This window comes from Serratia sp. BNK-4 (assembly GCF_048685115.1).
GTDB classification, from domain to species: domain Bacteria; phylum Pseudomonadota; class Gammaproteobacteria; order Enterobacterales; family Enterobacteriaceae; genus Serratia; species Serratia bockelmannii.
In genome coordinates this window covers 2148307-2168336 of record NZ_JBLQTM010000001.1, presented here as the reverse complement: position 1 = coordinate 2168336, position 20030 = coordinate 2148307, and the positions used below count along the sequence as shown (strand labels likewise).

Sequence of the window (20030 nt, the reverse complement as noted above, 5' to 3'; positions counted from 1 at the left end):
CATTATGAATATTAAACGTGCCGCAGGTGTGTTGGTGGTGGTGATGGCAACGCTTTCCGTTACCGCATGTGGGCATATGTCCAATCGCGATCGCAACACGGCGATCGGCGCTGGCGTCGGTGCAGTCGGCGGTGCGGTGCTGACCGACGGCAGCACGCTGGGTACCCTCGGCGGCGCGGCGCTGGGTGGCATTATCGGCCACCAGACCAGCCGTTAATCATCGCGTTAAAATAATCTCTGCAGGCCGGCACTTTTTTAATCCATAAGCGCCGGTCTGTTTTTTATTTATCGAAATAACGTCCCTCAGCGGTGGAAAATAATAAATAACGTTTAGCGCAGCTTTATTATTCATTAACCTGCATCAGGGTTATTTATTGCACAGGCAGCCTGAAACGCGCCATCGCTTTTTCCAACCGTTCCGATTCACCCTGCAGCGACTGAGAAGCTTCGGTCACCGCGTTCACCACGGCGCCGGTTTGTTGCACCACCTGATTCAGCGCCGCAATGCGCGCCGTCACGTCCTGAATGCTCTCCCCCTGATTGAAAGACGCCTGCGAGATTTCCCCCATCAGGGCACTGCATTTGTTCACCAGATCGATAATCTGGCGCAGGTTGCCGGTCAGCAGATCCACCGCCTGCGAACCTTGATCGATTTGCTGCAGTGAACGGTTGATCAACTGCTGAATATCGCGCGTCGAATGGCTGCTCTTTTGCGCCAACAGACCCACCTCTTTGGCTACGATGGCAAAGCCGCGGCCGTGAACGCCGGCATGCGCGGCCTCGATTGCCGCATTCAGCGCCAGAATATGGGTCTGGAACGCCACGCTGTCGATCAGCGCGACGATGCCACGCATCTCGGCCGATTGGTTGACGATCCCTTGGATTGAAACATTGACGGTTTCCATCATCTGCTCACCGGCGCCGGCGTACTGCCGGGCTTGTTCGGTTCGTTGGCTGGCCTGCTGGGCGTATTGGCCGTTTTCTTCCACCCGCGCCGCCAGCTGCTGCACGTGCTCGGTCGCCAACTGCAATTCGCCGTCCTGCTTCGCCGATTGTGCCGTCAACTGGCGATTGCCGTCCGCCAGCCGGCCGACGCCACTCAGGATCCCGCTCGCCGCATCGCGCACCTCGCTCACCAGCCGCTGCAGGCCGTTTTGCATATGGCCAATGCTGGTCTGCAGCTGACGCATCTCGCGGTTCAACGCCCGCTCAGGCGGCAGCGGCCGCGAAAGATCGCCGGCGGCCAGCACGTTGAGGTGTGCGATTGCCCGCTGCAACGGTGCGATAACCCAGCGAGAGACGCCGACCCATACCCCCACGGCGATCAGCGCCAGCGCCGCCAGCGCGCCAAACGCAAAGATCTTGGCCTGCTCCAGCGCCGCCAATTGCCGCACGTTGACGTCATCGCCACGCCGCTCGTTCAGCGTCTGGTAGGCAAGATACTTCTCGTTGAAATCCGCCTGAAACGCCTGGATCGGCACGGCGAAAAACGCATCGACGCTGGCGCTGCTTTGCAACCCTTGCGCCTGTTCCTTCAGGCCGTCATAGAACAGACGATAGCTGTCTTTCAGGGCGCCCGTCGCTTCGGGCGCAGCCGCGCTCAAGCGCTCGAACCGGGCAAAGGCCTGCTTTGAAGCCGCCAACGCCGCCAACGATTCATCCAGCAGGCTATGCCAACTGCCCTCGGAGCCGGTGGCTTTATCCTGCAGATAATAGATGCCCGCACGGTTCAGGGTATCGCTGGCCGTCAGCAGCGACAGTCTGGCGCGATCCATTGTCGCCTGCTGGCGATGCAACGCATCGCCCGTCACCAGATTAACCTTGGCGTCGCGCAAAATATTGGAAATAAATAGGGTGGAAAACAATTGAAGCAGAGAAAATAGCGCGATAACGCAAATTACCCCGCTTAATAAGCCCATGCTCTTGCCGAAGCCAAACGCACGCGGTAGCGCTGCCGCAGGTTTTACCCTGCGGCCCAGTGTCAGTTTTATGTTCATGATTTTTAGTCAGTCATACCAGGATGCCGCGAGTCTAACGGGCATTGATGACACGACTATTTCAGCCTGCTCTGCGTCGCCCCCGCCGGCCAAGATCCCCCAATAATCGGTATTGCCCGTCAACTCTCATTTTTATTTCTTGACTTGTTTAATACCGGATTTATAGTTTTTCCATTAAAAAAGAAACAAAGTTTCATATATTAACCGGCGCGGCATTTAATATATGAAACGCTCAATAAAATCGTCTCAAATATAAAACCGATGAGCGTAAATGCCCTGTTCACAGGTGAAACTCGCTCGCCTTAATAAACAGTCTATTTTCTTCAGGGGCCTGCTATGCGCAAGATCACGCTTTGTTTTTTCCTTGTTTCACCAGTGAGTTATGCAACCGTCGCCGCATTGCCCAACGATGTTGCCACCACCGCGGCGCCGGTAAAAAAAAGCCGCCCGGCATTTCCGCATATTCATTGGCAAAGCGAGGATAATAAAAAGAATATTGATATCGGCGGTGCACTGCGCGCCAATTATCGCTATGAAGACTGGCACAGCAGCAATTATCGGAATCCTCCGCATTTACGCTTTGACGCTTTTCGCATCGATGCCGTCGGCCAGGTAAACGATGCATTTTTCGATGGCGGATTCTGGTTTCAGGATCGGCGCAAATACGCCATCGACCGCGCCTATGTCGGCTATCACCTGTCTGAACGTTCCGCCGTGCAACTGGGCGCGCCGTTCAAACCGTTCGGCCTGATGCCCTACCCGCAGTTCGGCTGGTCGTACGGCATTCCGTTTTACCTCGGCTTTGGCGTCAACACCGGGCTGGGCGCCAAATACCAATATCAGCATGACGATTGGGCCTTCGACGCCGCCTATTACCCGCGCATGATGCCGACCGGCGTGCGTTACGCCCCCGACGTCGCCAGCTACGACGATTTGAAAAACACCAACTATGCGTCACAGCACCTGCAGCGCAACGAAAAACGCGATCAGATAAACCTGCGGCTGACGCGCGCTTTCCACCAGGGCGGCTGGGACAATGAGCTCGGCGGTTCGCTGGCGGCCTCACGGCTCTACAACCAGGCTACCGGCGATAACGGCAGCTTCTGGGCGGCGGGCCTGCATACGCTGGTGAATAACGATCCCTGGCATCTGTCCGGCCAGGTGATCCGCTACGGTTACGATGCCAAAGGCCCGGCCGGGGCCAACAATTCGGTGATCCTGATGGGCGGCAACGGCCTGACGCCGGCCTATCTGATCCCGTCGCAGGCCACCACCGCCGCCATCAACCTGGCGCGCGACGTCGACGTACCTTGGGGGCAGGTGAAAAAGCTGCGGTTCTACAACGATTACAGCGTGCTCTGGAAGGATAAGCACGGCGGTTCCGACTCCAAAATGAATACGCTGGGGGTGCAGGTGTTCGCCATGCCGGTGATGCTGTGGGTGGACCTGACCTGGGCGCAGAATGCCAACCCGTGGGGCGGCGTGGAAAACGCCACCGGTTGGACCGGCACGCCATCCTCCGGCAGCAATAAATGGTATTTTCGCACTAACGTGAACATCGGTTACTACTTCTGAGCACGGCGAGATCTACACTGAAGTATCACCGCCAACCGGAGAAGCCACGATGCTGAGCGCGCAAACGCTGCATATTGCCATCAACCGCCCCTGTGACGAGGTGTACGCCTTTCTCAGCCAGCCGGAAAATTTCCCCTTGTGGGCCAAAGGGTTGGCCAACAGTTTACGGCAGGAAGATGAAGAATGGGTGGCAGACACCCCACAGGGAAACCTTCGTATTCGCTTCAGCGCGCCGAATGCCTTCGGCGTGCTGGATCATTGGGTGACGCTGCCGAACGGCGGCGTGGTCTACGTGCCGCTGCGCGCGCTCGCCAACCGGCACGGCACCGAGGTGATCTTCACCCTGTTCCGCCAGCCGGACATGGACGACGCGCTGTTCGCCCGCGACGCCGGGCTGGTGAACGCCGATCTGCAGGCGCTAAAGCGCCTGCTGGAATCGCGCTAATCCCCATCAGCCCTTGACCGACGACACCACGTTAAGCGGTTGGGCATCCGGCAGGATATTCATGTGCTCCAGCACCTGGGCCATGATCTTGCCGAACACCGGCCCCGCCACCGAACCGCCGAAGTGCTTGCCGGCTTTCGGGTTGTTGACCATCACCACCAGCGCCACCTGCGGATCGCTGGCCGGCGCCACACCGGCGGTGTAGTTGATGTAGCCGCCGTCGTATTTGCCGCTGGGGCCCATTTTCTCGGCGGTACCGGTTTTGATCGCCAGCCGATAGCCCGGCACCGCGGCGCTCACCCCGCTGCCGCCAGGCAAGGCGTCGCTCTCCATCATATGCACCACGGACCGTACCGTATCCGCCGGCAGAATACGTTGCCCCATCACCGGCGGCGTCACCTTGGTGATCGACAGCGGCCGATAAATGCCGAAGGAACCGATAGCAGCATATTCGCGTGCCATCTGCAGCGGCGTCACGCGCAGCCCATAGCCGAAGGAGAAGGTAGCGCGTTCGATATCGGCCCAGCGTTCACGGTGCTGCGGCAGATAGCCGCTGCTCTCGTTGCCGATGCCAAGCTCGGTTGGCCGCCCCAGGCCAAAGCTACGGTAGACCGCCGGCAGCACGGTGGCCGGCAGCGCCAGCGCAATGTGCGATACCGCGATGTCGCTCGATTTTTGCAGCACGCCGGTGATGGTCAGTTTCGACCAGTGGCCGACGTCTTTGATCAGGTGACCGTTCACCCGATACGGCGTGGTGTCCAACACGGTATCCGGCCGGATCAGCTTATGTTCCAACCCCACCATCACCACCACCGGTTTCACCGTCGAACCCGGTTCGAAGCTGTCGCTGCTGCACACGTTGCGGATATCTTTCGCCGGCGTGCTGCCATAGTTGTTCGGGTTGAACGACGGATAGCTGGCCATACCGAGGATTTCGCCGGTGTCGATCTTGACCAGTACCGCACAGCCGGAGTCGGCCTGGTTAGCCACCACGCCGTCGCGGATCTGCGCATAGAGCACGTACTGGATAAATTTGTCGATGCTGAGCGTCACGTTCGGCGGTGGCACCGGATCCACGCTTTTGAGCACGCCGATCACCGCGCCGCTGCCATCCTTCTGATAGACCCGCAGGCCGTTTTTGCCTTGCAACAGCGGGTTGAAGCCCAGCTCGATGCCCTCCAGCCCCTGATTGTCCTGGCCGACGATGCCGATCAGCCCGGCGGCATCCTGGCCCATCGGATAAAAGCGGCTGAAATCCTGCTCGGCGCTGACGCCGGTCAGGTGCAGTTTGCTGATGTAGGCGGCGTTGTCGTCCTCCACCTTGCGCGCCAGGTAGACAAAACGTTTGTGCGCGTTGCTCTGGATCAGATGCTGTACGTCCGCCAGCGGGATCTTCAGCACGTTGGCCATACTCTGCCAGCGTTCGTTACCGGTATCGGTCTGGGTATCGAGAATATGCTTCGGGTCCAGCACGATGTCTTTGGACGACACGCTGACCGCCAGCGCCTCATCGTTGCGATCGGTGATCATAGCGCGGTTGGTCGGCACCACCTGGGTGCGGATCGAACGCTGGTCGGCCTGATCCGCCAACTGCTGGTGTTCCAGCAGCTGCAGGTAGCCGACCCTGAACGCCAACAGAAAAAAACAGACCAGCATGCCGGCGCAAATCCAGCCGAAACGAACTGTGGAATAGGTTTTACCGCTCTTTTTGGTCGATGGCGCCACTGTTGTGTTAACCCTACGTTTTTATTCGGTTTATGGTGTTATTTCAGTCTACCTTGCCGGAAATGGTCAGGAGATTGCAGTTTGTAAGAAAGTAAAAACAAACCGCATCACCGTTGCACATCTGCACTGTCGTTTAACTGCGGTTTACTTTGCGGCATATCACCGGGCTGTGGCGCGTTGGCCGGGTCAAAAATATGGTCGAGGATCGCGCGTGCGGTCGGCCCCGCCACCACGCCGTCGCCACCGCCGTTTTCCAGGATCAGCGCCATCGCCACCCGGGGGTTTTTGTAAGGCGCGAACAGCGTATAGAAGATGTGATCGCGTAGCCGCACCGGGATCATTTTGGCGTTGTAGGTCTGGTTTTGCTTCAGGCTGAACACCTGCGAGGTGCCGGATTTGGCGGCGATCTGGTACGGCGCGGTATGGAACAGCTTGTAACCGGTGCCGTTCGGCAAGTTGGCCATGCCGTACATGCCGTTGCGCACGATGCCCCAGTAAGGCGAGTGGGGATCGCCGATCTGCGCCGCTTGCGCCGGCGGCTGGTAGCGCGTCACCCGGTTGCCCTGCTGCAGCGAATACAGCAGGTGCGGCGTTTTCACCTTGCCGTTGTTGAGCAGCGTGGTCAACGCTTTCACCATCTGGATTGGCGTCGCCACCCAATACCCCTGGCCGATGCCCACCGAAACCGTATCCCCCTGATACCAGCCTTTTTTGTGCACCTTCAGCTTCCAGTCGCGGCTTGGCAGCACCCCGCGATACTCTTCGTTCAGATCGATGCCGGTGGACTGGCCGTAGCCGAACTGGCTCAGCCAGTGGTGAATACGATCGATGCCCATCTCATACGCCACCTGATAAAAGAAGGTGTCGGCAGACTCCTCGATCGCTTTGGTGACGTTGAGCATGCCGTGGCCGGTTTTCAGCCAGTCGCGGTAGCGGCGCTCCGTGCCGGGCAGCGTCCAGGTCGGCGCGCCGAAAAAGGTGGTGGTGGGCGTGATCACCCCGGCGAACAGCGCCGAAACGGCCATGTAGGGCTTCACCGTGGACGCCGGCGGGTACAGCCCCTGGGTGACGCGGTTGATTAGGGGCAGATCCGGGTTGCGGAGCAGCGCCTTATAGGCCTGATAGCCGATGCCTTTGACGAAGGGATTGGGATCGTAACTGGGGCTGGAGACCATCGCCAGAATGCCGCCGTCGCGCGGATCTTCCACCACCACCGCGGCGCGTTGCCCCTTCAGCACCGATTCAATGTACTGCTGCAGCGGCAGATCCAGCGTCAGGTAGATGTTTTTGCCAGCCTTCGGCGGCTGCTCCTTCAGCAGGCGGATCACCCGCCCGTGGTTATCCACTTCCACCTCCTGATAGCCGGTGGTGCCGTGCAGCTCGGACTCGTAATAGGCTTCGATGCCCTGTTTGCCGATGTTGCGGTCGGCGGCGTAGTTTTCGCTCAGGCCGGCCTTGTCCAGGCGCTTGAGATCGCTGTCGTTGATCTTCGACACATAGCCCAGAACGTGCGCCAGCTGAGCGCCGTAAGGATATTCACGCTGTTGATAGGTATCGATTGTTACCCCGTCGAAACGGTATTGATTGACGGCAAAACGCGCCACCTCGGTGTCGCTCAGCCCGGTTTTTAGCGTCACCGGCTTGTAACGGCTGTTGTGGTGCATGTCATCGCGAAACGCGCTGATGTCCTCCGGCGTCAGGTCGACGATCGGCGTCAGCGCCTGCAGCAGCGCCGCCATGTCGGTGATTTTGCTGGGCGTGATCTCGATACGATACAGTGTCACGTTTCGCACCAGCGGAGTGCCGTTACGATCAAAGATCAGCCCGCGGCTGGGAGCTAGCGGCAGCATCTTGATGTCGTTCTGGTTGGAGCGCGTCTGGTAAAAGCCGTGCTGGCGGATTTGCAGCCGGTAGAGGTTGACGATCAATACGCCGAAGCACACCACTACCAGCGCCAGCGCCACGCCTGCCCGGCGGATAAACAGTCTTTCTTCCGCAGAGTGGTCGCGAATTGTTTCTTTTAACAGGGCCATGCAGTGCCGGTACCTTTTGCGTCACATTTCCCCGCAAAATCAGGGGGCTGAAAAGCCGGCAAGCATAGCGTTATCGGGCGCGACGCCCCATGAAAAGGTTGCTAATGAAATGGCATAACTGTTTCAGCATATTGGAATGTTACCGGCGGCGATTTTTTCACCGCGATCCCCATTGAGCCCCCGTTCGCCCCAATGCTACAATGTGATCTTAATCACACTATTACCGATATTCCCCCGCATTTCCCTGTCGGCGCCCTGCCGGATGCGGCTTTTTGTTACATAGGATCGAGTTCGATGAGTACCATTGCCACCGGTTTAGTCATGATGCGCTGGGAGTTGCTGAGCGCCGTGATGATGTTCTTCGCCAGCCAGTTAAACGTCGTTTGCCGTAAAACCAGCCGCAATGGCATGGCGTTCATGTTCAGCAGCCTGGGCCTGTTTACCGCCTGCTGGTTCGTGATGGGCCTGATGGGCATCCACCTTACCCTGGAAGCCTTCACCCAGTTCTGGTCATCGGCCTGGGATCGCTACGTGGACGTGGTCAGCACCATGCCGGCCGATTGGCCGATGCCGTAACCTCGCTGCACGGGCGGCGCACCGGCCGCCCAGCGATTATTCCTCGTCCGTTGGCGCCGCCGCCAGCCGCGCCATCAACGCCCCCGCCTCAACCAACAGCGCCTGTTCTTGCTCCGTTAAACAACTTTCCATCGCCGCCAGCAGCCACGCCTCGCGCCGGCTGCGGCTTTGCTGCAGCAGGCCCAGCCCGGCGGGCGTCAGGCGTACCCGCACCCGGCGTTTATCTTCGGCATCCGGCGTGCGCACCAGCAGCCCGTCGGCCTCCAGCTCACGCAACGCGGCCGCCAGATTAGAGGAACGCATGCGCTCCGATTCCGCCAGCAGCGACGGCGTCGCCTCGCCGCCGTGGCGATCGATAGCCCCCAACAGCATCAGCTGGGCCCAGGATTTTTCGTCGCTACGCGACTCGCGCCGTAAACGGCGCACCAGCGACATTAACTGCGTGCGCAGCAGCGTCACGTCTTCAGGGTGATCTTTTTTCATTGGCATCAATCTAGCGTTCAGTTTATCCCTGCTTTCACACCGCCGGATCGCGCAGTGCCCTGCCTGGCTACCGCGCCGCTCTGGCTTAACCTAGTTACCTATGATAATATAGCTATTAATATATAGCAAAAAAGACACTGCATCGGCAGGGTTACGTTTGCTCACGCATTTGCCCCTCGCCGATTAATTTGCAGTGTTATTATTATTTTGCTTAATAAATCCCTCCTTATTCAACGTGGTACGGTAAGCCGATGGAAGCGTGGAAAGTCAATCTGATCTCGGTCTGGCTCGGGTGTTTCTTCACCGGGCTGGCGATGAGCCAAATCCTCCCTTTTCTGCCGCTGTACGTCGAACAGCTCGGCGTCAGCGATCACCAATCCCTCAGCCTGTGGTCCGGGCTGGTGTTCAGCGGCACCTTTTTGGTCTCGGCGGTGGTCTCGCCGCTGTGGGGCAGCCTGGCCGACCGCAAAGGCCGCAAGCTGATGCTGCTGCGCGCCTCGCTGGGCATGGCGATCGTCATCGCGCTGCAGGGGCTGGCCACTAACGTGTGGCAGCTGTTCGCGCTGCGCGCCCTGATGGGGCTGACGTCCGGCTATATTCCCAACGCCATGGCGCTGGTCGCCTCGCAGGCGCCGCGTGATAAAAGCGGCTGGGCGCTGGGCACGCTCTCTACCGGGCAGATCTCCGGCGTGATCGCCGGGCCGCTGTTGGGCGGGCTGATGGCCGACCATCTGGGGCTGCGGGTGGTATTTTTCGTCACCGCCGGGCTGATGTTCGTCAGCTTCCTGGTGACGCTGTTCCTGATTAAAGAGCGGCGCATCACGGTGAAAAAAGCGGATCAGCTGAGCGGCAAGGCGGTATTCCGTTCGCTGCCCTATCCGACGCTGATCGTCACCCTGTTCGTTTGTACCCTGATGATCCAGCTGGCTAACTCGTCCATCAGCCCGATCCTGACGCTGTTCATTCGCGAGCTATCGGGCGACGTCAGCAATATCGCCTTTGTCAGCGGCATGATCGCCGCCGTGCCCGGCATTGCGGCGCTGATCTCGGCGCCACGCCTCGGGCGGCTCGGCGATCGCATCGGCACCGCGCGCATCCTGATCGCCGCGCTGCTGTTCACCACCGGCCTGTTCGCCGTGATGGCCTGGGTCAATACGCCGCTGCAGCTGGGCATTCTGCGCTTCCTGCTGGGTTTTGCCGACGGCGCGCTGATGCCGGCGGTGCAGGCGCTGCTGCTGAAGTATTCCTCCGATCAGGTGACCGGGCGCATCTTCGGCTATAACCAATCCTTCATGTACCTGGGGAACGTGGTTGGCCCGCTGCTGGGATCGGGCATTTCGGCGATGATGGGGTTCCGTTGGGTGTTCGCCGTCACGGCAGTCTTGGTGCTTTGCAATGCGCTGCAGCTGCGCCATCAGTTCAAAAAAGTGGAAAATCAACGTGCGGGATAACGGGGAATGTGGGGAAACGCCTCAAGCAGTGGCGGGACAATGACGCCCATCAACCGTACCACCACTGCCAAAGGCGGCCGTAGCCTACTCGACGCGGCGGTCATTTAATATTTATGTAAGTAAATAAAGTGTTGCGGGCGCGTAGAGGGCCGCCGCAGCGGCCCTTGTGGCTCAGAACATGGTATTGTCGTTAGCCGATTTTTCCGGCACATCCTGATTGACGTCCCAATGCTCGGTGATTTTCCCCTGATCGTTCACCCGATAAATATCCACGCTGGCGGTGCCGCGATCTTGCGGGTTATTTTGGTATTTGACGTGAACGTAGACCAGATCGCCGTTGACCGCGCTGCGGTATATTTTGGCGCTGTATTGCGGATTGTCTTTAAAGGTCTGGCTGAAGAAATCGAGGAACGGCTTGATGCCGTCGCCGACGAACGGGTTATGCTGCTTGTAGTTTTCCACAATCAGCCTCTGCGCCACGCCGATGTCGTGGCGGTTGAAGAAGCCCGCGTACAGATCTTCCACCACCTTCAGCTTTTGCTGGGCATGATGATAGCCGCCCTTGCCGGCCGACTTTTGCGACACCGCCTGATCCGTTGACAACGCCGGGTAACTCGCCAGCAAGCCGCCGACGATCGCACAGGCGATCAATGCCTTTTTCATAACTGCTCCTTAGTTTCCTGAGTGACCTACGATTTTCAGCTGCCCTTTCAGATGGGTGAAGCTGCCGTCCTTGGCGGCAATGTTGGTGTACACCTCGCCGCGCTCAAAGTCCTCGATATGCGTCACGTTGTCGCCGGACTGCGGTTCGTGCCAATAAACCATGTAGACCTTCGGCCGAATCTCCACTGCGGTGTACTGTACCGTGTCGGTAATGCCCTGCGACGCCTCGCCGATACCGGTGAAGGTCATGGTCTTGTCATCGGTAAAATCCAGCTTGAAGGCGAAATCGCCGAAGGTCACCTGCACCACTTTACCGACCGCAATAAACTGCCCGTGTTTTTCCGTCATCGTCGCCGCCTTACTGTTTGTCAGGGAGGGTTGCGCCGCCATAGCGGCAGGCAATGCCAGGGGGAAAGTCAGGGCTATCGCCAACGCGATGCCCGTTCGTTTCACTGTTTTCATCGTTCCTTCTCCTTTCCGTGGTTGAAAACGAGAATCATTATTATTTCTTAAGCATTGATGGAAATATAAGAATAATCTCTATTCCCATCAATCACCTGGCGGCAAAAAAAGACGGGGGAAAATCGCCGTAAAATGGCATGGCAATAGCGCGTTCTGGCCCTTGGTTTTTACGCAATGAACGGGATTACTGCTTTCAGGGAAGGAAACAACTCGGGGATTCGATAGGTCTATAGCGCGGATCGCTTTAAGCTAATGCGTATTTGTTCTTAGGCCGCCCGCCGCTGCAAAACGGCGGCGAACGGCACGGCATTTAACGCAGCCAGGGGGTATGGGTGACGCCAACCAGCAAGCCTTCCGGGCTAAGCAAACGGGTAACGCTTTGCCCCCACGGCTCTTCGCGATTGGCGACCAACAGCCGATAACCGCGATCGACCAGCCCCTGGGTGGCTACCGCCATGTCGGCCACGTCAAACTCGATCCATGCCTGCGGCACCGCGAGATCCGCCGGCCAGCGATCGTCGCCAAAGCAGGACTGCGCCGCCTGCGCCAGCGGCCACAGGGCAAAATGCTTCACCCCGTCCAGCGCGCCTTGCTCCGACAGCAGATAGGTTTCGTTGCCCGGCATCGGCTTGAGCGGCAGCCCCAGCGCCTCGACATAAAATGCCTTACTCTCGTCGCTCTCACGCGTGATGGGCCCGAATCCGGCGACAAACAACACGCCCAGCCCGGCAAACTGTTGATCCATGCTGCACTCCCTTTCGGTTAGCGCCCCAGCCGCACCTGCAGCGGAGCAAATCCATAGGCCGCCTTGAAGCGGTTGCTGAAATGGCTGGCGGAACTGAAGCCGCACGCCAGCGCGATCTCGGTGATCGGCTGTTGGCTATGCCGCAACAGCTGTTCCGCCCGCTGCAGCCGGGCGCGCATCACGAACTGGTGCGGCGCCAGGCCGGTGGCGTGCTTGAACATGCGGGCGAAATGGTATTCGCTCAACCCGGCCTGCGCCGCCAGATCCGCCAACAGCAAAGGCCGATCGAGGTGGCTTGCGATATATTCCCGCACCCGCCGGGCTACCGCAGGAGCCAGGCCGCCGCGCACCGGCGGCAGCTTCCACTGCAGCTGGCTGTAACGCTGGATCAGATGCGACATCAGCAGGTTCGACGCGCTGCTGAGCGCCAGCAGATTGGCGCTGTCATGCCAATCGCAGTTGAGCAAAAACTGACGATACAGCAGCGTGATCTGCGGATCTTCGCCGAAGCTGCGCGGCTCCACGTTGATCGCCGCCGGGCTGCGATCCCAGGTCTGCTCCGCCAGCTGCCGCAGATGCCCATCGGTGCAATACAGATGCACGAACGACAGATCGCTGCGCACATCCCAGGTGGAGGCGTATTGGCGCGGCATGATGCAGAACCGATCCGGCCCGCCGCCGTTGCGCCAGCCGCCCGGCACCTGCTGGTAGCACTCATAGCCGTCGGCGACGTACAGGCTCAGGGTATGGTGGTCGGCGCTTTCCTGCGTGACGCGATCGTTGCAGTTGGACCAGGCGGCCAGCTCCACGCCGGTGCCCAGCAGCACGCTGCCGTGCAGCCGCGCCTTGTGCTCACGCAGTGTTTCAAACGCCTGATAGTTGGACATCGCCGGCCCCGTTGTTCGACATGCCGACAGTGTAAAGAGTGGCGCCGCCGCATACCAGCCGCCGCCCCGCGCTTTTGGCAAAAAAAGCGCAAGAATATGCAACTGGGCGCAAAGCGCTGCAAGCGCCGCCGCGCGCCAAAGCGGATACTGCGCCATCGGTTTTTTCGGAGTAACAAATAGAATGAATGCGCTGTTGTACCTCGCCGTGGTGCTGATTTGGGGCACCACCTGGATTGCGATCACCCTGCAACAGGAAGGGCCGGTGGCCATTCCCGTCTCAATCGCTTACCGCTTCGCCATTGCCGCCGCGGTGATGTTCGCCGTGCTGTTGCTAACGCGCCGCCTGCGCCGCCTCGCCCCGCGCGATCATCTGTTCTGCGTGCTGCAGGGCTGCTGCGTATTCGGCTTCAACTTCTTCTGCTTCTACCACGCGGCCGCCTACATCAGCAGCGGGCTGGAATCGGTGATCTTCTCGATGGCGGTGCTGTTCAACGCCCTCAACAGCCTGCTGTTTTTCCGCCAGCGCCCCAGCCCCAACCTGCTGCCGGCGGCGCTGCTGGGTTTGACCGGCATCGTGGCGCTGTTCTGGCAAGATCTGGCCGCCACCCGCATGGCGCCGGAGCTGCTTAAAGGCATCGGCCTGAGCGCGCTCGGTACCTACGGTTTCTCGCTGGGCAACATGATCAGCACGCGCCATCAGCGCCGCGGGCTGGATATCTTTTCCACCAATACCTACGCCATGACCTACGGCGCGCTGTTGATGGCGCTGATCGCCCTGGCGCAGGGCGCATCGTTCCAGATGGAATACAGCAGCCGCTATATCGGCTCCCTGCTGTACCTGGCGATCTTCGGATCGGTGATCGCCTTCGCCGCTTACTTCAGCCTGCTCGGCCGCATCGGCGCCGGCGCGGCGGCCTACAGCACCCTGTTGTTCCCGCTGGTGGCGCTGACCATCTCAACGATCTACGAAGGCTATCAGTGGCACTTCAACGCCGTGCTGGGCCTGTGCCTGATCCTGCTGGGCAACCTGGTGATGTTCGCCAAGCCGACGCTGAAATGGCGGCGGGCGGATATCTCAAAACAAAACTCAACCCTTTGAAGCCATTGGCGAATATCGTTATCATCAGGTTTTGTTGATAATGGATGATGGCCAATGCTCAGAAGTGATGATGTGACACCCCGCGCCTACAAACAGGTGGACGTGTTTACCCGTACGCCGCTGCAGGGCAACCCCGTGGCGGTGGTGCTGGAGGCCGAGGGGCTGAGCAGCGCGCAGATGCTGGCACTGGCCCGCTGGACCAACCTTTCGGAAACCACCTTTGTGCTTAAACCGACGCACCCGGCGGCGGATTATAAGGTGCGCATTTTCACCACCGAAAAAGAGCTGCCCTTCGCCGGCCACCCGACGCTGGGCACCGCCCACGCCCTGCTGGAAGCCGGATTGGCACCTAAACGGCCTGGAACGGTGATGCAGGAATGCGGCGTCGGCCTGGTGGCGGTCAATATCCAGCCGGAAGGCACCTTGGCGTTCGCCGCGCCCGAAGTTGAGTTTCGCCCAATGGCGGCTGAGGAAACAGAACGGCTGATGGCCGCTTTACGGCCCGCGATGATTGAAGGAGACCCCCTGCCGGTGATTGCCGAGATGGGCATTCGCTGGCTGATGGTGCGCCTGCCGGACGCACCATCCTGCCTGGCGATAACGCCGGATCAGGCCACGATTAAACGGCTGCAAACGGCGTGTGATGTAGATGGCGTGGTGATCTATGGCCCCTGCTCCGCAACCGAACCGGCCGATTACGAAATGCGCGCGTTTATGGTGGAATGCGGCGCCTTGATTGAAGATCCGGTGACCGGCAGCGCCAACGCCTGCCTGGCGCGCTTATTGAAGGCCAACCGCTTTCCCGACGGCGGCCAGACCGCACAGGGCTACCTGGTGCGCCAGGGCACCCAACTGAAGCGAGATGGCCGCGTGAGCGTGCGCTTTATTGACGGTGAGCCCTGGATCGGCGGGCAGTGCTGCACCCTGATTAACGGCACATTGGGTATTTAGTTTGGGGGAGGAATAAGAGGATGGTGAGCATCTTTTGGGAACGTCAATTAGCAACTCTCAAAGCCTATGTTTAGCTGTTCTTCATTACATAGGTCAACAAACTGCTGAGAGACAATTATCCTTTCACAATAGATGCTATCCCTAGCAATAAAGAACTCCCTGTCACACTTGTAAGCAGGCACATCAATGAGCTTGCTTCCATCCCCAAGCTCTCTGAACGTCGAGGCTTCCTCATCAATAATTGAAAAATAATTATTCACTTTACACAGAAGCATCGTTTCAGTTACGTTTTCTACCGCACACTCATAGAATAACATTTCAGACGAAACCTTGCGTTCAAATACAGCCTTAGCTTTTTTTGAAAAAATTGGAATTCCGAGACTGGCAGGAAAATAGTCATGCAAATTAAAAATGTCGCTACTCAAAGCGCTTGGCACTTTCCCTTTTGGCAGTGAGTAGGATAGGAACTTACCATCACCTTCATTCCAAATAAAAAAGCTGGACAATCTTGATTTCGGATCGGGAAAACAAATCAAGTTATCGCCAAATGTAAAGCTACTGAAAGTATAGAAGTTCATGTCACTCTCACTCAACATAATTTAACGATGTTGCATTTTATTCTCTTTCTTGCCAAGCACTCTTTAATTAGAGAAAAAATAGCATCCCAATCACCACCTCCCAATCCTGCACCAATCATAGGCAATTGTATACTAAGCCTTTCTTTTAATGCATAATCAGAAACCAGACTCAGGCATTCTTTCAGTGCTTCATATGAAACATACTGAGCATTATCATCTTTACTTTTCTTTAGTCCATCCTGAGCCAACATATTTGCAACATATATCCGCTCGTTTCCGTTCACACAGATGAATTGTACATTCCCGAGAAAAAAATCCTTTTTTTTCAGAGAACCACTTTAAATATCCTTCCTTTACTGCTGGATAGCGTTTTGATAGAGGAACAACAAAGCCTTTTCCCCACTTCCCCTTATTATTCACAATATGAATGATCATTTTAGATTTTGACAAAGGAATAGACGCATCACCATAACTAAAACTGACATAATTATTCAAAACATCAGGGGTGATTGTCTTATCCCATTCACTTTCAAATTCAAGACTAGTTATCAACTTTGACTCAGAAAGATCAAGCTCACTTTTCTTACCATCATAAAGTAAAAAACCTATATCTTCGTGCCAATCTTCCAAAGATGAGGATGAATAATACAAATCATTTATTATAGTTATTTGTCTTGTTGCAACATCGCCATTAAACTCAGTATAGATCCTCCCCTCGCCAGAAATGAGTTCACATGTGCCTTTATAATAATTCTTATCGGATTCCACAGTTTTTCCTCCTCCCACGGAAAATAGAATAAGTCATTTCCAACAGTTAATTACCATTTTATTTAACAATCTCCAAATCCTTTAAGCTATGAAATAAGAAAGCCGAAAAAATTATTTGGTTCTAAAGTCAATAACCACTCATCGTCACCCTCCTTATATTCTAAGAAAACCCCTGAGAACGGAACGTCACTATGATTTACTCCAACTATCCTAACCTCTTGCTCAGTTTTAAATGATTGAGAATAAATTGACATCATGGAAAATTTATCATCCTCATCCACCTCAAACCACGGAGCGATGTTTTCAACCAGATGTGAGTTAACAACCCCATCATCATTGATGTAAAGTTCAAATATAGCTTCATCTGATATAAAGTAAATCCTGTCATACATCGGGTGAAAAACCGGCGGCGTATCCGAGCCTATGTAGCCAGTGACAACTATATCACTCACCCCAAATTTAATTACATGCCCACTAAACTTACTCATATACTCCATAAGCTAACGCCAGAATGAAAAATCAGATATGAAAATTTCGTTTATTATCACCCCGGCAGGAATATAGTTTATCGCATCGGCGATCTCATCATATGGAGGTGGGAGGATAAACGAAATACCAAAGTCATCATTAATAATGATTGAACCATTATATATTTTCTGTGATGTCGTCAGCTTGATTATATCTATTATTTTCATTCCTGGGAATATGATTCCATTGTAGCCCCCTTGATAATGAGCATTACATCCAAGTGACAAAATGACACCGTCTTTATCAGTTACGACGGTCAGGGTATTGTCGACTGTATATGACTTTCGCTCACTCCCGTCAGGTAGGAAGTGTTTTTTAACTGTAATGCTAAATCTGGAGTACATTTCATTAATATATAGTGAAATATTTTCATTTAGAATGATATTACCTATAGAAGCACCCGACACGATCCTAGCGTTAAAATCAATCATGTTAGATACCGTAATATTAAGTGATTTATCGATGTGTACAGATGGATATTTCAAAATTATTAAACCTGATCTTTTAGATACTTTTCACTCTAGACATTTAGAACCGACTGAGAACTGTCGGCTCTAGCAACATCACTTATTTTAATCATTAAAAACTAGAGTGTTTCTCTCAAGATTGTGATCTTTTATATAACTATCTTCCCATTCAAAATAATCATTCGGTGCTGTACGAGGAAAACCCTTCTCAAAATATCTATCACCATGTGACATTACCATACCCCAATAATATTCATCCTCATGACCTAACATACAGGCCTCCATGAAATTCTTGGGTGGTGTTGTAAACATAGGCGTATTGTTAATTATGTAACTTGCTTCCTCTTCACTTTTTCTTCCATAAAAAATAATCACTCCATAAATAATATGGACCCAAGAATAAAAATTCATAATGACACTTTCATTTTTACTAGATTCATTCAAAAATACCAGATTGTCAATTAATCTATTATTTTCAAACATATTAATCATTACCCACCTAGATTATACACCGTGTCACTTACTTCCAATAACGCACTAATCCGAACAATGTAACACCAGAAAATATTCGCCGAACAGTCGCCGTTGTCACATCACTCCTGCGACAACCGACGGTGCTGCCACAGGAGGCTTATAAACTCTTCGAACTATGTGGTTAGTAAGAGAGAGTATTACCCTCCTATTAAGATACTTTATCTTGGTTTAAATGGATGAAGACATTGTTTAAAGACTTCCCTCATAGTCTCGTCACTCATTTTATTTAAAGAATCATGTTGATATTTATTAATTTTGTTCATTACTGCAATCTCATTGTCCGGGTTTTGTATGTCATAAAATTTTCGCTCAAACTCTCCAAGATAATCAATAGCAATCAACTTATCAAAGAAACTATTGATTGCATAACTACCAGCATACTCTATTGATTCAACATCATCACAAGAAAACTTAACATACATTATAAGCTTCTTCAGTGCACTAATTTCAGCCTGAGTAACAATTATTTTCTTTTCATTTTCATCCACCACAGCTCCCCCTTGCCTTAATCTGATTAAAGGTTAATTTACTTCTCGTTTCATAATTCATTTTAGATACTATGGAATAAGCATTCCCCCCAGAGTAAAGGACATCTTTTAACTTCAACCTTCCATTATGAATGTATTCAAGGGCAGATGACTGTTTTATGTTACTCATTTGCACAGGATCTGCTTTAAAGATAATAGCATAATCACCTCTTCCTACATGCTTAGGATCATTAATAAGAATGTCCCGCATGACATCGTTAGGTGACATAAGTATATCTGTTATATAAACCTTCCCCTTGGCATTAGCCTCGAGAACTCCTGTTTTCATTATACTCTCAAAACCGCTTTTATCCGTATAATGTATAAAGACACTTTCACCACTCAACCCCAACGGATCCACCCACATCAGCGGGTTCGGCGCATACTGATAAAGGTTCAGCCCGCCGCGCAGCCCTATCGGATCCTGCGTGGTGAAACGCCCCACCTCGGGTTCGTAGTAGCGGAACAGGTTGTAGTGCAGGCCGCTTTCGTCGTCCTGATATTGCCCGGCGTAGCGCAGCGGCTGCTGGTATTGCGCGCCCTGCCGCTTCGCCGCGCCGGCCACCGTCTGGCCCTGCAGCTTGCCGAAGGTGTCGTATTGACCGGACCAGCACAGGTTGCCCGCCGCGTCGGTCACTTCCAGCGGCGCGCTGTTCAGATCGGTGTGGTACCAGTAAATATCCGCCGAGCGGCTGTCGCCCGCCTGCTCCAGCGCCGCCAGCGGGCTCCACGGGCTGGCCGGATCGTAGCTCCAGCTGCGGCAGCTGCCGTCGTCGCGCTGCTCCTGCAGCAACCGGTAGCCCTGCCACAGGAAACGGGTCGTCTGTTCGGTTTTTCCCTTGTAGCGCACCACCTTGCGGCTGCGGCGGCCCAGCGCGTCGTAATGATACTGCGCCTCGAATTCGCCCTGCGGGCCGCGACCGTGCGCCTGCACCAGCCGATTATCGGCGTCGTAGCTATCCGCCAGATCGTACACCAGCCGCGTGCCCGGTTTGCCCTGATGGGGCTCGCTGTGTTGCAGCAGGCGGCCTTTGATGCAACTAACAATCTAATGTTTTTACTCTTCCTTTTTTATTTTTAAAGAACCTAATATCTCCTTTTCAAGCTTTGATCTTATATCTCATATTTAATGCTGCACACTAAAGTGCCCCAAAGAAAGGATCCTTTCGACAGCTTGTCGGTCACTCTTCTTCGATGCACTCATCACTTATGATCGATAATCCATCAAGTTGATTAAACGCATTCTTCAAGAATTTGTACCTGCTGAGTTTTTCTGGATTCTTCCCATTAGTGAAAGACACCTTAATTATCGTGCTAAACTCTTTGTTATCCTCCTCTAACCACTCATTAGAGTGAGGAATATAATTATCAGTAATGGTTAACTTGTCCGCATAAAGGCCAGTATATGCAAAGTAAACACCAAAATAGGAGCTATCATACTCCGAGCAAGTTATATCCCATTTATCGTCCAGTAATTTGCTCGCTTCTTTTTTTGATATAATACTGCCATATTTTAAAAAATATAATTTTTTCATA

Annotated in this window: 22 protein-coding genes and 1 pseudogene; 7 read left to right on the top strand and 16 right to left on the bottom strand. The window is 54.7% G+C overall.

Annotation, left to right across the window (positions count from 1 at the left end; genetic code table 11):
- The first annotated feature begins 4 nt into the window (after nt 1–4).
- Nucleotides 5–217 (top strand): osmotically-inducible lipoprotein OsmB, encoded by a 213-nt coding sequence (osmB, locus tag ACMGGW_RS10560; protein ID WP_004940700.1) that lies wholly within the window; start codon nt 5–7, stop codon nt 215–217.
- A 154-nt stretch (nt 218–371) separates the two neighbouring features.
- Here the strand turns inward: osmB and ACMGGW_RS10555 are convergent, their stop codons facing one another.
- Nucleotides 372–1919, bottom strand: a complete 1548-nt coding sequence (locus ACMGGW_RS10555; protein ID WP_197832084.1) for a methyl-accepting chemotaxis protein — start codon at nt 1917–1919, stop codon at nt 372–374.
- 414 nt (nt 1920–2333) lie between these two features.
- On the opposite strand from ACMGGW_RS10555, the gene ACMGGW_RS10550 reads away from it, so the two are divergent.
- Nucleotides 2334–3572 (top strand): hypothetical protein, encoded by a 1239-nt coding sequence (locus ACMGGW_RS10550; protein ID WP_197831979.1) that lies wholly within the window; start codon nt 2334–2336, stop codon nt 3570–3572.
- A gap of 49 nt (nt 3573–3621) precedes the next feature.
- Nucleotides 3622–4017, top strand: a complete 396-nt coding sequence (locus tag ACMGGW_RS10545) for a polyketide cyclase (RefSeq protein ID WP_025302784.1) — start codon at nt 3622–3624, stop codon at nt 4015–4017.
- Nucleotides 4018–4023: 6 nt separating this feature from the next.
- Here ACMGGW_RS10545 and ACMGGW_RS10540 read toward each other — a convergent pair whose 3' ends face one another.
- Together ACMGGW_RS10540 and mrdA are read right to left on the bottom strand one after the other, a co-directional pair.
- On the bottom strand, nt 4024–5742 hold the full coding sequence (locus ACMGGW_RS10540; RefSeq protein ID WP_025302783.1) for a penicillin-binding transpeptidase domain-containing protein: 1719 nt from the start codon (nt 5740–5742) through the stop codon (nt 4024–4026).
- A gap of 107 nt (nt 5743–5849) precedes the next feature.
- The gene (gene mrdA, locus ACMGGW_RS10535) at nt 5850–7775 is read right to left on the bottom strand and encodes a penicillin-binding protein 2 (protein ID WP_089195869.1); all 1926 of its coding nucleotides are present in this window, start codon (nt 7773–7775) and stop codon (nt 5850–5852) included.
- A gap of 294 nt (nt 7776–8069) precedes the next feature.
- Here mrdA and ACMGGW_RS10530 point away from each other — a divergent pair, with 294 nt between their 5' ends.
- A complete protein-coding gene (locus tag ACMGGW_RS10530; RefSeq protein WP_004940713.1) occupies nt 8070–8351 on the top strand; it encodes a YjcB family protein in 282 nt (93 codons plus the stop codon).
- A 36-nt stretch (nt 8352–8387) separates the two neighbouring features.
- Here ACMGGW_RS10530 and ACMGGW_RS10525 read toward each other — a convergent pair whose 3' ends face one another.
- Nucleotides 8388–8834, bottom strand: coding sequence for a MarR family winged helix-turn-helix transcriptional regulator (locus tag ACMGGW_RS10525; protein WP_038629307.1), 447 nt, complete (start codon nt 8832–8834; stop codon nt 8388–8390).
- 251 nt (nt 8835–9085) lie between these two features.
- Here ACMGGW_RS10525 and ACMGGW_RS10520 point away from each other — a divergent pair, with 251 nt between their 5' ends.
- A complete protein-coding gene (locus ACMGGW_RS10520; protein ID WP_004940721.1) occupies nt 9086–10285 on the top strand; it encodes a multidrug efflux MFS transporter in 1200 nt (399 codons plus the stop codon).
- 171 nt (nt 10286–10456) lie between these two features.
- Here ACMGGW_RS10520 and ACMGGW_RS10515 read toward each other — a convergent pair whose 3' ends face one another.
- From ACMGGW_RS10515 to ACMGGW_RS10500, 4 genes are all read right to left on the bottom strand, one after another.
- Complete coding sequence (locus ACMGGW_RS10515; RefSeq protein WP_197831978.1) at nt 10457–10948, bottom strand: ester cyclase; 492 nt, start codon at nt 10946–10948, stop codon at nt 10457–10459.
- A gap of 9 nt (nt 10949–10957) precedes the next feature.
- Nucleotides 10958–11410: a MoaF-related domain-containing protein gene (locus tag ACMGGW_RS10510; protein ID WP_028127408.1), complete on the bottom strand. Its 453-nt coding sequence runs from the start codon at nt 11408–11410 to the stop codon at nt 10958–10960.
- Nucleotides 11411–11720: 310 nt separating this feature from the next.
- On the bottom strand, nt 11721–12155 hold the full coding sequence (locus ACMGGW_RS10505) for a glyoxalase/bleomycin resistance/dioxygenase family protein (RefSeq protein ID WP_049203999.1): 435 nt from the start codon (nt 12153–12155) through the stop codon (nt 11721–11723).
- A 17-nt stretch (nt 12156–12172) separates the two neighbouring features.
- Nucleotides 12173–13042 carry a helix-turn-helix domain-containing protein gene (locus ACMGGW_RS10500; protein WP_049207125.1) on the bottom strand — a complete coding sequence of 290 codons (870 nt, stop codon included), beginning with the start codon at nt 13040–13042 and terminating at the stop codon, nt 12173–12175.
- Between the two features lie 181 nt (nt 13043–13223).
- Between ACMGGW_RS10500 and ACMGGW_RS10495 the strand changes: the two genes are divergently transcribed.
- Together ACMGGW_RS10495 and ACMGGW_RS10490 are read left to right on the top strand one after the other, a co-directional pair.
- Nucleotides 13224–14141, top strand: coding sequence for a DMT family transporter (locus tag ACMGGW_RS10495; RefSeq protein WP_049207124.1), 918 nt, complete (start codon nt 13224–13226; stop codon nt 14139–14141).
- A 54-nt stretch (nt 14142–14195) separates the two neighbouring features.
- Nucleotides 14196–15092, top strand: coding sequence for a PhzF family phenazine biosynthesis protein (locus ACMGGW_RS10490; protein ID WP_167324298.1), 897 nt, complete (start codon nt 14196–14198; stop codon nt 15090–15092).
- A gap of 47 nt (nt 15093–15139) precedes the next feature.
- Here ACMGGW_RS10490 and ACMGGW_RS10485 read toward each other — a convergent pair whose 3' ends face one another.
- The 8 genes and pseudogenes from ACMGGW_RS10485 to ACMGGW_RS10450 form a co-directional block, all read right to left on the bottom strand.
- Nucleotides 15140–15670: a hypothetical protein gene (locus ACMGGW_RS10485; protein ID WP_060433018.1), complete on the bottom strand. Its 531-nt coding sequence runs from the start codon at nt 15668–15670 to the stop codon at nt 15140–15142.
- 219 nt (nt 15671–15889) lie between these two features.
- A complete protein-coding gene (locus ACMGGW_RS10480) occupies nt 15890–16438 on the bottom strand; it encodes a hypothetical protein (protein WP_420279421.1) in 549 nt (182 codons plus the stop codon).
- Nucleotides 16439–16524: 86 nt separating this feature from the next.
- Entirely contained in the window at nt 16525–16926 is a 402-nt protein-coding gene (locus ACMGGW_RS10475; RefSeq protein WP_420279419.1) for a hypothetical protein, read from the bottom strand.
- A 12-nt stretch (nt 16927–16938) separates the two neighbouring features.
- Nucleotides 16939–17397: a hypothetical protein gene (locus tag ACMGGW_RS10470; RefSeq protein WP_025302773.1), complete on the bottom strand. Its 459-nt coding sequence runs from the start codon at nt 17395–17397 to the stop codon at nt 16939–16941.
- Nucleotides 17398–17538: 141 nt separating this feature from the next.
- Nucleotides 17539–17925, bottom strand: a complete 387-nt coding sequence (locus ACMGGW_RS10465; RefSeq protein ID WP_154219756.1) for a hypothetical protein — start codon at nt 17923–17925, stop codon at nt 17539–17541.
- Nucleotides 17926–18125: 200 nt separating this feature from the next.
- A complete protein-coding gene (locus tag ACMGGW_RS10460) occupies nt 18126–18455 on the bottom strand; it encodes a hypothetical protein (protein WP_242405506.1) in 330 nt (109 codons plus the stop codon).
- A pseudogene (locus ACMGGW_RS10455) lies at nt 18448–19527 on the bottom strand (RHS repeat domain-containing protein); the annotation flags it as partial. The pseudogene ACMGGW_RS10455 and the gene ACMGGW_RS10460, both read right to left, overlap by 8 nt.
- 148 nt (nt 19528–19675) lie before the next feature.
- On the bottom strand, nt 19676–20029 hold the full coding sequence (locus ACMGGW_RS10450; RefSeq protein ID WP_033633100.1) for a hypothetical protein: 354 nt from the start codon (nt 20027–20029) through the stop codon (nt 19676–19678).
- Between the last annotated feature and the right edge of the window lies 1 nt (nt 20030).

What these genes read in the sequence shown, in the direction of transcription:
- osmB (WP_004940700.1), top strand. Translation starts at nt 5, where the DNA reads ATGAATATTAAACGTGCCGCAGGTGTGTTGGTGGTGGTGATGGCAACG.
- ACMGGW_RS10555 (WP_197832084.1), bottom strand. Translation starts at nt 1,919, where the DNA reads ATGGGCTTATTAAGCGGGGTAATTTGCGTTATCGCGCTATTTTCTCTG.
- ACMGGW_RS10550 (WP_197831979.1), top strand. Translation starts at nt 2,334, where the DNA reads ATGCGCAAGATCACGCTTTGTTTTTTCCTTGTTTCACCAGTGAGTTAT.
- ACMGGW_RS10545 (WP_025302784.1), top strand. Translation starts at nt 3,622, where the DNA reads ATGCTGAGCGCGCAAACGCTGCATATTGCCATCAACCGCCCCTGTGAC.
- mrdA (WP_089195869.1), bottom strand. Translation starts at nt 7,775, where the DNA reads ATGGCCCTGTTAAAAGAAACAATTCGCGACCACTCTGCGGAAGAAAGA.
- ACMGGW_RS10530 (WP_004940713.1), top strand. Translation starts at nt 8,070, where the DNA reads ATGAGTACCATTGCCACCGGTTTAGTCATGATGCGCTGGGAGTTGCTG.
- ACMGGW_RS10525 (WP_038629307.1), bottom strand. Translation starts at nt 8,834, where the DNA reads ATGAAAAAAGATCACCCTGAAGACGTGACGCTGCTGCGCACGCAGTTA.
- ACMGGW_RS10520 (WP_004940721.1), top strand. Translation starts at nt 9,086, where the DNA reads ATGGAAGCGTGGAAAGTCAATCTGATCTCGGTCTGGCTCGGGTGTTTC.
- ACMGGW_RS10515 (WP_197831978.1), bottom strand. Translation starts at nt 10,948, where the DNA reads ATGAAAAAGGCATTGATCGCCTGTGCGATCGTCGGCGGCTTGCTGGCG.
- ACMGGW_RS10510 (WP_028127408.1), bottom strand. Translation starts at nt 11,410, where the DNA reads ATGAAAACAGTGAAACGAACGGGCATCGCGTTGGCGATAGCCCTGACT.
- ACMGGW_RS10505 (WP_049203999.1), bottom strand. Translation starts at nt 12,155, where the DNA reads ATGGATCAACAGTTTGCCGGGCTGGGCGTGTTGTTTGTCGCCGGATTC.
- ACMGGW_RS10500 (WP_049207125.1), bottom strand. Translation starts at nt 13,042, where the DNA reads ATGTCCAACTATCAGGCGTTTGAAACACTGCGTGAGCACAAGGCGCGG.
- ACMGGW_RS10495 (WP_049207124.1), top strand. Translation starts at nt 13,224, where the DNA reads ATGAATGCGCTGTTGTACCTCGCCGTGGTGCTGATTTGGGGCACCACC.
- ACMGGW_RS10490 (WP_167324298.1), top strand. Translation starts at nt 14,196, where the DNA reads ATGCTCAGAAGTGATGATGTGACACCCCGCGCCTACAAACAGGTGGAC.
- ACMGGW_RS10485 (WP_060433018.1), bottom strand. Translation starts at nt 15,670, where the DNA reads ATGAACTTCTATACTTTCAGTAGCTTTACATTTGGCGATAACTTGATT.
- ACMGGW_RS10475 (WP_420279419.1), bottom strand. Translation starts at nt 16,926, where the DNA reads ATGAGTAAGTTTAGTGGGCATGTAATTAAATTTGGGGTGAGTGATATA.
- ACMGGW_RS10470 (WP_025302773.1), bottom strand. Translation starts at nt 17,397, where the DNA reads ATGATTGATTTTAACGCTAGGATCGTGTCGGGTGCTTCTATAGGTAAT.
- ACMGGW_RS10465 (WP_154219756.1), bottom strand. Translation starts at nt 17,925, where the DNA reads ATGATTAATATGTTTGAAAATAATAGATTAATTGACAATCTGGTATTT.
- ACMGGW_RS10450 (WP_033633100.1), bottom strand. Translation starts at nt 20,029, where the DNA reads ATGAAAAAATTATATTTTTTAAAATATGGCAGTATTATATCAAAAAAA.